The 7,451-nt window shown below is 62.9% G+C and carries 4 protein-coding genes and 1 pseudogene; 2 read left to right on the top strand and 3 right to left on the bottom strand.

What is annotated here, in order from left to right; translation table 11 throughout:
* Positions 1-1,451, bottom strand: a 1,451-nt coding sequence (locus APM_RS17030; protein ID WP_039889115.1) for a methyl-accepting chemotaxis protein, incomplete at its 3' end; no start/stop codon positions are given.
* Positions 1,452-2,069: 618 nt separating this feature from the next.
* On the opposite strand from APM_RS17030, the gene APM_RS17020 reads away from it, so the two are divergent.
* Together APM_RS17020 and APM_RS17015 are read left to right on the top strand one after the other, a co-directional pair.
* On the top strand, positions 2,070-5,357 hold the full coding sequence (locus tag APM_RS17020; RefSeq protein WP_007424633.1) for an EAL domain-containing protein: 3,288 nt from the start codon (positions 2,070-2,072) through the stop codon (positions 5,355-5,357).
* Positions 5,358-5,640: 283 nt separating this feature from the next.
* A complete protein-coding gene (locus tag APM_RS17015; RefSeq protein WP_007424632.1) occupies positions 5,641-6,228 on the top strand; it encodes a hypothetical protein in 588 nt (195 codons plus the stop codon).
* 19 nt (positions 6,229-6,247) lie between these two features.
* On the opposite strand, the gene APM_RS17010 is transcribed toward APM_RS17015, so the two are convergent.
* Both APM_RS17010 and APM_RS17005 read right to left on the bottom strand, forming a co-directional pair.
* On the bottom strand, positions 6,248-6,838 hold the full coding sequence (locus APM_RS17010) for a hypothetical protein (RefSeq protein WP_011941584.1): 591 nt from the start codon (positions 6,836-6,838) through the stop codon (positions 6,248-6,250).
* A 181-nt stretch (positions 6,839-7,019) separates the two neighbouring features.
* Positions 7,020-7,451, bottom strand: a pseudogene (locus tag APM_RS17005) (outer membrane beta-barrel protein); the annotation flags it as partial.

Genomic DNA, 7,451 nt, shown 5'->3' with positions numbered 1-7,451 from the left:
CGCTGCGCCAGCGCGCGCACCTCGGAGGCGACCACGGCGAAACCGCGCCCCGCTTCGCCGGCCCGCGCCGCCTCGACACCCGCGTTCAGCGCCAGCAGGTTGGTCTGGAAGGCGATCTCGTCGATCACGCCGATGATGTTGCCGATCTGTTTCGATGAGGTCTCGATTTCCCCCATCGCCCGCACCGCCTGCGACACAACGGAGCCGCCATGCTCGGCGTCCTGCTTCGCGGTATCGACGATATTTCGGGCATGCACCGCTGCGTCCGCGGTATTGCGTACCGTCGTCGTGATTTCGTCAAGTGCTGCGGCAGTTTCCTCGAGGGTCGCGGCTTGCTGCTCGGTGCGGCGAGCCAGATCGTCCGCAGCGCTGGAGATCTCGCCGCTGCCGGAGCGAATGGCCGAGGCATTTGTGGCAACCACGCGCATCGCGTCCTGCAACCTTTGCATCGCGCCATTGAAGTCTGTCCGGAGCTGTTCGTATTCCGCTGCGAAGGCGGCGGTCAGTCGGAACGTCAACCGGCCGGCCGAGAGTTCCTCCAGGCCATGGGCGAGAGAATCGACCACCGTGGCGAGCTGCTGCGCGGCGGCGGCGCGTTCCGCCTCCGTACGAGCACGCTCGGTTTCGCGCTGCCGTGCGGCTGCCGTGGCATCGTTTTCCAGCCGCGCCTTCTCGATGCCCGCGGATTTGAAGATCTCGACCGCGCTCGCCATGCCGCCGATCTCGTCGGTCCGGTCGGTGAAAGGCACATCAACGCTGGAATCGCCCGTCGACAGCGCCTTCATCACCGAGGTCATGCGCTTGAGGATGTTCGCGATGTTTTTCTGCATGTAAATCATGAGCAGAAGAAAGGCGAACAGAACCGGAATGAAGATCGCGGCGAAACGCAGCACCCCGTTCCAGAAATTCGTTCTGAGATCACTGATGTAGAGACCGGACCCGATCATCCAGTGCCAGCCCGGCACCTCCGCCATGTAGGAAATCTTGGGCTGGGGAGTCGAGGATCCCGCTTTCGGCCAATAATATTCATGAAAGATCGGATGACCGCTCGCCGCTGCCTGCATCAGTGGGCGGATCACGTAGTGACCGTATGGATCCTTGACGTTTTCAAGATTTTTCCCGATCACCGACTTTTTCGGATTTGCCAGCGCAACGCCGTGCCGGTCGTAGACGAAGAAGTAGTTGCCGTGATCGAAGCGCGCCGCGCCCAGAGCCTTGAGAGCGAGGGACTGGGCCTTCTGTTTCGTGATCACTCCCTGATCCGCGAGACGGACATAGGTTTCAGTCGAGGTGACGGCGCTCGCGACCAGTGCTCTGGCCTGGGCTTCCTTGGAGTGTAACTCCATCTGGTATGAGTCGAACAGGTTCAACGCCACCGCCGCGACAGTGATTGCGACGCCAAAAGCACCGAGCATGGCGAACTGATAGCGGATCGAGAGCTTCTTGAGCACGAACAATCTCCCAACGACGACGTGCGCCTCATTTGCCTGCAAAAGATTAAGAAAGAATATCCGGATCGATACGAGGCGCGTGTCGGTTCTCGTGCCGGAACCAGCCGCTGTCAGCGGGGCCGAGTCGCCCATGCCGGCCGTCCTGTCATCGGCTCAGCGCGGGGCGGTGAAGTGCTTTTATGGCAGGATATATAACTTATTCTCAATTTATGAACACCTTCCGCACCTGTTAGAAAAATATCTTCTCGGGCGGCGTTCAAGTGCGAATATTTTCAGAATCAACGCGATAAATATTGGCTGGTGTGCGATGTGGATTTCCCTTGGTTCAAATTTTGTTGTTATTGTTTCTTTCCCAATGTATCATGACGTTCGTGGAATTCGACATCATCGAGAGGTTGATTGATCGCACCACATACACGGCACCGGTCAGACAATTCGGTTCGTTGATGCAACTTTGGTCAAAGATGAACAAGAGGGAGAGACGCCGGGATTGTGGTTTCCACGTGTTGGCGTGGTATCATGAAATAGCAAGGACGCTGCGGCATATCGGAGCGCGAGAGATTGACCATGCGCGCCGGAGCTTGCCTCCTGTCACCCGCGAAAGCAGGGGAAGCCCGCTTGCCGTCTGACGATACGGAAACGCGGCGCCTGGCCGCCCTTGGCCGTTACGATATCGTCGGCACACCGGCGGAGGAGAGCTTCGATCGCTTTGCCCGCCTTGCGGCGCATGGGCTCGACATGCCGATCGCCACGGTATCCTTCGCGGATGCCTCCCGTCACTGGCTCAAGGCGAAGGTCGGCACCGATCTTGAGTGCATGCCCCGCGGCACCGTATTTTGCGAGCACACGATCGGCACCGACAGTCCTCTTGTAGTGCCGGATGCCCGCGAGGACGAACGCTTCCGTGACAATCCGCTCGTCAGCGGGTTTCCCCATATCCGGTTTTACGCGGGTGCGCCGATCATCACGCCGGACGGCTATCGTATCGGCAGCATGTGCGTGCTCTCGCCTGAGCCGCGTGCGGAATTCGATGCGTCCAGCCGGAAGTTCCTCACCGAACTCGCCCAGTCGGTGATGACCGAACTCGAACTGCGGCGGCTGAACCGTGAGCAGGCGAAGGTATCGGCCGATCTCGCGTTCTGGAACCGCCTTTCCGAGGCGATTGCCGATGCGGCGGATTTCGACGCCGCTCTCGATCATGCCCTGGCCTGTTGCGCCGAACGCGCCGGCGCGGCGATCTGCTTTCTCGTCGCGTTTCATCCGGCATACCGGATGCTGGAATACGTCAAGTCGCATATCGCTCAAGACAGTGATCTGGCCGACTTTGACATGACCCCTTGGTTTGCCGGCCACCCGGTCGACACCATCAGTTTCGGCGCGGCCCTCGTCGAGGGGCGGATGTATGACAGCGGACCGATGATGGACGCCGATCCTGGGCCGGCGTACCCGCGCCTGCGCGAACTGGTCCGCGCCGGCATCCGCCGGCAGGTCGTCCATCCGTTCGATCTTGCCGACCGCCGTTTCGGTCTGGTGCTCGATTTCAGGAGCCCGGCGATCGCGGAGGAAACGCACGGCCTGATTCTGGAATTCGTCGCCCGCCTGACCCCACTTCTGCTCGGGCGGCTGCGGGAGGACGCGCTCGAGCGTGCCAACCGGGCCCTGCGGACGATCCACGAAGCGACCGAAGCCTTTGCGCACGCCACCACCGCGCAGGCGGTGTTCGACGCGGCCTGCCGGCTTGCGGTCGAGACCGGAGGTTACAATACGTGCTGGGTCGGTCTGGCGCAGCACGATCCCGAGAAATCGGTCAGCCTCGCGGCGAGCGCCGGGCGTGGAACCGGGTATGTCGCGCAACTTCGCCTGTCCTGGGCGGATGTGCCCAACGGCCGGGGGCCCGCCGGCACCGCAATCCGCGAACGCCGGATCTCCCGTTGGCGCGACATTGCGGTCGATCCCCGTTTCGAGCCCTGGCGGCACAAGGCGCTCGCCTCCGGGTTCCGGTCCTGCATTTCGCTGCCGTTCGGCGGGGCCGGGATTCCGGCAGCTGGCGCGCTGACTCTCTATTCCTCGGACCCGATGGCCTTTGGAGAGGAGGAGCGCGATCTCCTCGTGGAACTGACCGCGAACATGACCAAGGCTTTGCAGGCGTTCACCACGCGGCAGGAACGCGACGACGCACTGATGGCCCATTCGATGAGCGAGCGGCGGATCGACCGGCTGCTCGCCGCGACTGGCGTCGTCCTCTACGCTCTTGCCCTGCACGGCGACGAGGCCGTTCTGGTCGACATGAGCGAGAATATCGTTGACATGCTCGGCTACGTCCCGGGGAATATCCGAGGACTCGACTGGTGGCGAAACCACGTGCACCCCGAAGACCTGCCGCAGGCGGCCCTCGGTGTCCCGCGCACGGTCGAGAGCGGGCAATTCGTTCATCGCTACCGTATCAGGCACCAGAACGGCGGCTATCGCTGGATCCATGACGAGAAGACCTTGCAGCGTGATGCCGCCGGCAATCCGGTGGGTATCGTCGGTGTCTGGATCGATATCACCGAACGCCGGGAGGCGGAGGAACAGATCTATCGGCTTGCGCATATCGATCCGCTGACCGAGTTGCCGAACCGGCGTCTGCTGAACGAGCGCTTGCGCGAGGTGCTGATTGAGGCGCGCCGGACCGGCGTGCAGGGAGCATTGCTGTTCATCGATCTCGATCGGTTCAAGACGATCAACGACATGCTTGGCCACTCGGCGGGTGATTCGGCGCTCCGGCAGGCTGCGCAGCGGCTCCGCCAGGCGGTCCGCGCGGCCGATACGATCGCCCGTGTCGGCGGCGATGAATTTGTCGTTCTCATTGCGGATGCCGGCAGCACGGTCGCCGATGCGGCCGATCATGCCGCCACGATCGCCCGAAAGATGATCGACGCGCTCACGGCAAGGCCTATCTCGATTGGCGAACGTGAGTACCATCTCGGCGCCAGCATCGGCTTCACGATGTTTCCGAAGCCGGATGACACGATCGATACCCTGATCCGCGAAGCGGACACGGCGATGTATCAGGCCAAGGCCGGAGAAGCCGATGTCGTCATGTTCCGGCAGTCGATGCATCTGTCGATCGTGGCGCGCCATGCCATCGAAGACGAGATCAGGAGTGCGCTGAAGGCTGGGCGGTTCGAGATCTGGTTGCAGGACCAGGTGGAGTTGGGGGGGAAGCCCGTCGGCGCGGAAGTCCTTCTGCGCCTGCGCGATCGTGATGGTCGCATCGCCGTCCCGTCCGAGTTCATCGGCATTGCCGAATCATCCGGGCTGATTGTTCCGCTGGGCCGGTGGCTGTTGCGCGAGGCGTGTGCGCTGCTGGCACGAGCCCATCGCGACCGGCCGGACTGGCGGCTATCGGTCAATGTCAGCCCGCGACAGTTCCGCGATCCTGCTTTCGTCACCGACGTGATTGCGGCCCTCGACATCTCCGGCGTGCCGGCGGACCGACTTACGCTCGAGATTACCGAAAATCTGCTGATCAGGGATACATTCGAGATCGCCCGGATCATGGGGATTCTGGCCGATCGCGGCGTCCGCTTCTCGGTCGACGACTTCGGGACCGGCTATTCAAGCCTGCACTACCTGCGCCAGTTGCCGATCCACGAAATCAAGATCGACAGAGGTTTCATCGGCCAGGTGCCGGATGATGCGTCTTCCGTGGCGATCGTCGAGGCGATCCTCGCCATGGCCCGGCGGCTCGATCTCGATGTGGTGGCCGAAGGGGTCGAGACGCCGGAGCATGTCGCCTTCCTGAAGGCGCGCGGCTGTCCGCGGATGCAGGGTTATTTCTTCGCCTGCCCGATACCCGTCTCGGAGTGGCTGGAACGGTCCGCTCACACGCCGGACGCCGGTGTGGCCAACGCCCGCCGATAGATTTGGCGGATCGCGACGGCTGACGTCGTTCACGCTGGCGGCGTGTCACCGCTTGACCGGCGGGACGCGGCGCCCGCAAATCGATAAGCGGATGTTAATAAGTCTTTACTATTGTCGGAACACCGGACCGGCGGGCCGTTGCTGCCTTTCGGAGGCTGGACCGTCATGATGCGCCGATCGGGAGTTGCGGATGATACCTCGCCGGATTCACCAGTTCTGGCTGATTGACCTGTTGCGGGCACGACGGAGGCGCTTTGGCGGTGGTTCTCCCTGGGAAGAGGGCATGCAGGAGGAACTTCGCGCGAACCATCTCGAATGGAGCCTGCATCATCCCGGGTTCGAAGTGAAACTCTGGTCGCTCGACGAACTTCTCTCGCTCTGTCGTGTTGGCGGTTTTACGTGGGTCGCTCAGGTGCTGACCGCCGATGCACCTGTGCCATTGCAACTCGATCTCATACGATTTTTCCTGCTTGAGCAACTCGGCGGCATCTGGGCGGATCTGACGGTTCGGCCGGTCGGGCCCATGCCTGCGGCGCTTCTTGCCGCGGAATTCGTGGCAATAGGCGTGGATGGCGGCGCGCCGGTGTTTGATCAACGCTTCCTCGCCGCGCGCCCGGGCCTCGAGTGCTTCATGCGCGCGACCGACAAGGTCATGCGCGGCGGGTTCGACGAAGCGCGGCGGATGAGCGGTCAGGACGCGCTAGCAGCCGCATTCGCCGCGAGCCGTCGGCCTGTCGCGGCTTGCCTCTTGAGCGAGCAGGACACCTGGGGATCGCTGCTGGAACGACGCAGCCTTGACCGCGACGCGGATTGGTTGCCCGATCCCATGGCCACGCTGGAGGTGAACGCCGCACCGCCGGCTCCCGCCTGAGCATAGCGCGTTCCAGGCATCAGCGCGGCCTGAAGTGTCGCCAACCCGGGTTGTTGTGATAGTAGTTGCGGGCGCGCATCTGATAGCTGTTCCAGTAGCCGGAGTGGAAGCGCCGCAGCGGGGGCGGTGCCGCGTGGATGCGCCACGGGCCGCTATACGACGAGCCGACATACCAACGACCACTGTACAAATAGTAATACAAGCCGCTGTAGAAGAAGAGCGGATAGTTGTAGCCGAGAGCCACATAGACGCCGGGTGAGGGCAGCCAGACCATCTCTGGCGACCAGCTTGCGGGTGCCGCCGGCGGATAGCCGGCCTCGTACGGCGAGGGTGGAGGGGGTGTGGTCGCGGCCCCACCCACGGCACCGATGGCCCCGCCGATCAGGGCGCCTGTCGCGGCGCCACGGCCACCGCCGGCAAGAGCGCCAATTGCGGCACCCGTGCCGGCACCGAGGGCGGCTCCTCCAAGAGCGCGCTGGCCGGGATCATAGGGATTGGTGCAGGCCCCGAGGCCGGCGGCCAACAGCAGCGCGAGCCCCAGCGGTGCCGACCGGGTACGCGGGCGACGGGTTTGCGCGATGGAGGGCGGGGCAGATGCGGTCGGGATCATATCGGGCTCCTGCTCTGTGAACCGGACGTTTGCCGGCTGAGCCATCGACGTGACAGCGCGCGTCTGATTTTTCATTGATCCCGATCAACGCTGCAATGTTTCGCAACATCAATTCTGCCTGGGCAAAAAGGAGGCCGGGCAGCTGACGTTGCCCGGCCCCGCGAGTGCGCCGAGGGCGGTATCAGAACAGCACGCCGGCCTCGACCACGAAGGTGGCCTGGTTGCGCCCGGTGCCGTTCGCACCGTAGCCGGTGCTGCCGTTATTGCTGATCTTGGTCAGATGCAGCAGCCCAAGATCGCCGCGGACGAACAGGTTCTTGTTCTGCCAGGTCGGCGTGACCGACAGGCCGTAGCCCTGCGCTCCAGGGTTGAGGAACCAGGTAGAGGTGCCATTCGAGCTGAAATATTCGACCCAGCCGCCCAGCGAATAGGGGCTTTTGCCGAACGCGTAATCGGCGAAGATCGCCGCGCCGAAATTGCTCGTGAACTTGCTGATGCCAACCTTCTGGTCAGGCTTCGCATACACATACTGAACCTCCGGCACGAGGTTGAGGTTGCCATGCGTGTAGCTGTAATAGCCGCCGATCATCGTGGAGTTGATATAGTTGGCGAC

Origin of the sequence: Acidiphilium sp. PM (genome assembly GCF_000219295.1) — a bacterium.
Lineage (GTDB): Bacteria > Pseudomonadota > Alphaproteobacteria > Acetobacterales > Acetobacteraceae > Acidiphilium > Acidiphilium multivorum.
Note: the sequence above shows the minus strand (reverse complement) of the source record. Positions and strands in the feature narration are given on the sequence as shown.